The organism is Providencia sp. JGM181, assembly GCF_018257375.1.
GTDB classification, from domain to species: domain Bacteria; phylum Pseudomonadota; class Gammaproteobacteria; order Enterobacterales; family Enterobacteriaceae; genus Providencia; species Providencia lanzhouensis.
In genome coordinates, this window is the sequence record NZ_JAERJY010000198.1 from 1 (window position 1) to 2,947 (window position 2,947).

Genomic DNA, 2,947 nt, shown 5'->3' on the forward strand with positions numbered 1-2,947 from the left:
AAAACACCTTCGGTGTTGTCAGGTTAAGCCTCACGGTTCATTAGTATTGGTTAGCTCAACGTATCGCTACGCTTACACACCCAACCTATCAACGTCTTAGTCTTAAACGTTCCTTTAGGACCCTTAAAGGGTCAGGGAAGACTCATCTCAAGGCAAGTTTCCCGCTTAGATGCTTTCAGCGGTTATCTCTTCCGCACTTAGCTACCGGGCAATGCCATTGGCATGACAACCCGAACACCAGTGGTGCGTCCACTCCGGTCCTCTCGTACTAGGAGCAGCCCCTTTCAATCTTCCAACGCCCACGGCAGATAGGGACCGAACTGTCTCACGACGTTCTAAACCCAGCTCGCGTACCACTTTAAACGGCGAACAGCCGTACCCTTGGGACCTACTTCAGCCCCAGGATGTGATGAGCCGACATCGAGGTGCCAAACACCGCCGTCGATATGAACTCTTGGGCGGTATCAGCCTGTTATCCCCGGAGTACCTTTTATCCGTTGAGCGATGGCCCTTCCATACAGAACCACCGGATCACTAAGACCTACTTTCGTACCTGCTCGAGCCGTCACTCTCGCAGTCAAGCTGGCTTATGCCTTTGCACTAACCGCATGATGTCCGACCATGCTTAGCCAACCTTCGTGCTCCTCCGTTACTCTTTGGGAGGAGACCGCCCCAGTCAAACTACCCACCAGACACTGTCCGCACCCCGGATTACGGGGCTACGTTAGAACATCAAACATTAAAGGGTGGTATTTCAAGGTTGGCTCCACGCAGACTGGCGTCCACGCTTCAAAGCCTCCCACCTATCCTACACATCAAGGCTCAATGTTCAGTGTCAAGCTATAGTAAAGGTTCACGGGGTCTTTCCGTCTTGCCGCGGGTACACTGCATCTTCACAGCGAGTTCAATTTCACTGAGTCTCGGGTGGAGACAGCCTGGCCATCATTACGCCATTCGTGCAGGTCGGAACTTACCCGACAAGGAATTTCGCTACCTTAGGACCGTTATAGTTACGGCCGCCGTTTACTGGGGCTTCGATCAAGAGCTTCTCCTTACGGATAACCCCATCAATTAACCTTCCAGCACCGGGCAGGCGTCACACCGTATACGTCCACTTTCGTGTTTGCACAGTGCTGTGTTTTTAATAAACAGTTGCAGCCAGCTGGTATCTGCGACTGGCTTCAGCTCCATGAGTAAATCACTTCACCTAATGCCAGCGTGCCTTCTCCCGAAGTTACGGCACCATTTTGCCTAGTTCCTTCACCCGAGTTCTCTCAAGCGCCTGAGTATTCTCTACCTGACCACCTGTGTCGGTTTGGGGTACGATTAATGATAATCTAGAGCTTAGAGGCTTTTCCTGGAAGCGGGGTATGAGCTACTTCGCCACCGTAGTGACTCGTCATCAGACCTCAGCATATAGTGAACCGGATTTGCCTAATTCACCTGCCTACATCCTTAAACCGGGACAACCGTCGCCCGGCCAGCCTAACCTTCTCCGTCCCCCCATCGCAATTATCACCAGTACGGGAATATTAACCCGTTTCCCATCGACTACGCATTTCTGCCTCGCCTTAGGGGTCGACTCACCCTGCCCCGATTAACGTTGGACAGGAACCCTTGGTCTTCCGGCGTGCGGGTTTTTCACCCGCATTATCGTTACTTATGTCAGCATTCGCACTTCTGATACCTCCAGCATGCCTCACAGCACACCTTCACAGGCTTACAGAACGCTCCCCTACCCAACAATATTTACATATCGCTGCCGCAGCTTCGGTGCATAGTTTAGCCCCGTTACATCTTCCGCGCAGGCCGACTCGACCAGTGAGCTATTACGCTTTCTTTAAATGATGGCTGCTTCTAAGCCAACATCCTGGCTGTCTGAGCCTTCCCACTTCGTTTCCCACTTAACTATGACTTTGGGACCTTAGCTGGCGGTCTGGGTTGTTTCCCTCTTCACGACGAACGTTAGCACCCGCCGTGTGTCTCCCGTGATAACATTCTTCGGTATTCGTAGTTTGCATCGAGTTGGTAAGTCGGGATGACCCCCTAGTCGAAACAGTGCTCTACCCCCGAAGATGAGTTCACGAGGCGCTACCTAAATAGCTTTCGGGGAGAACCAGCTATCTCCCGGTTTGATTGGCCTTTCACCCCCAGCCACAAGTCATCCGCTAATTTTTCAACATTAGTCGGTTCGGTCCTCCAGTTAGTGTTACCCAACCTTCAACCTGCCCATGGCTAGATCACCGGGTTTCGGGTCTATACCCTGCAACTCATTCGCCCAGTTAAGACTCGGTTTCCCTACGGCTCCCCTATACGGTTAACCTTGCTACAGAATATAAGTCGCTGACCCATTATACAAAAGGTACGCAGTCACACCACAAGGGTGCTCCCACTGCTTGTACGTACACGGTTTCAGGTTCTATTTCACTCCCCTCGCCGGGGTTCTTTTCGCCTTTCCCTCACGGTACTGGTTCACTATCGGTCAATCAGGAGTATTTAGCCTTGGAGGATGGTCCCCCCATATTCAGACAGGATAACACGTGTCCCGCCCTACTCGTCGAGTTCACAACACTAACACCTTCGGATACGGGGCTATCACCCTTTACTGCCGGCCTTTCCAGACCGTTCTCCTGATGCTAATGCTGATTAAGACTCTGGGCTGCTCCCCGTTCGCTCGCCGCTACTAGGGGAATCTCGGTTGATTTCTTTTCCTCGAGGTACTGAGATGTTTCAGTTCCCTCGGTTCGCCTCGTTTGACTATGTATTCATCAAACGATAGTGCAACGAATTGCACTGGGTTTCCCCATTCGGAAATCGTCGGTTATAACGGTTCATATCACCTTACCGACGCTTATCGCAGATTAGCACGTCCTTCATCGCCTCTGATTGCCTAGGCATCCACCGTGTACGCTTAGTCGCTTAACCTCACAACCCGAAGGTGTCTTTA

Annotated in this window: 1 rRNA gene; it reads right to left on the minus strand. The window is 51.8% G+C overall.

From position 1 onward, the window contains the following. Window positions 1-19: 19 nt before the first annotated feature. A 23S ribosomal RNA gene (locus tag JK188_RS16415) occupies window positions 20-2,925 on the minus strand. Window positions 2,926-2,947 lie beyond the last annotated feature (22 nt).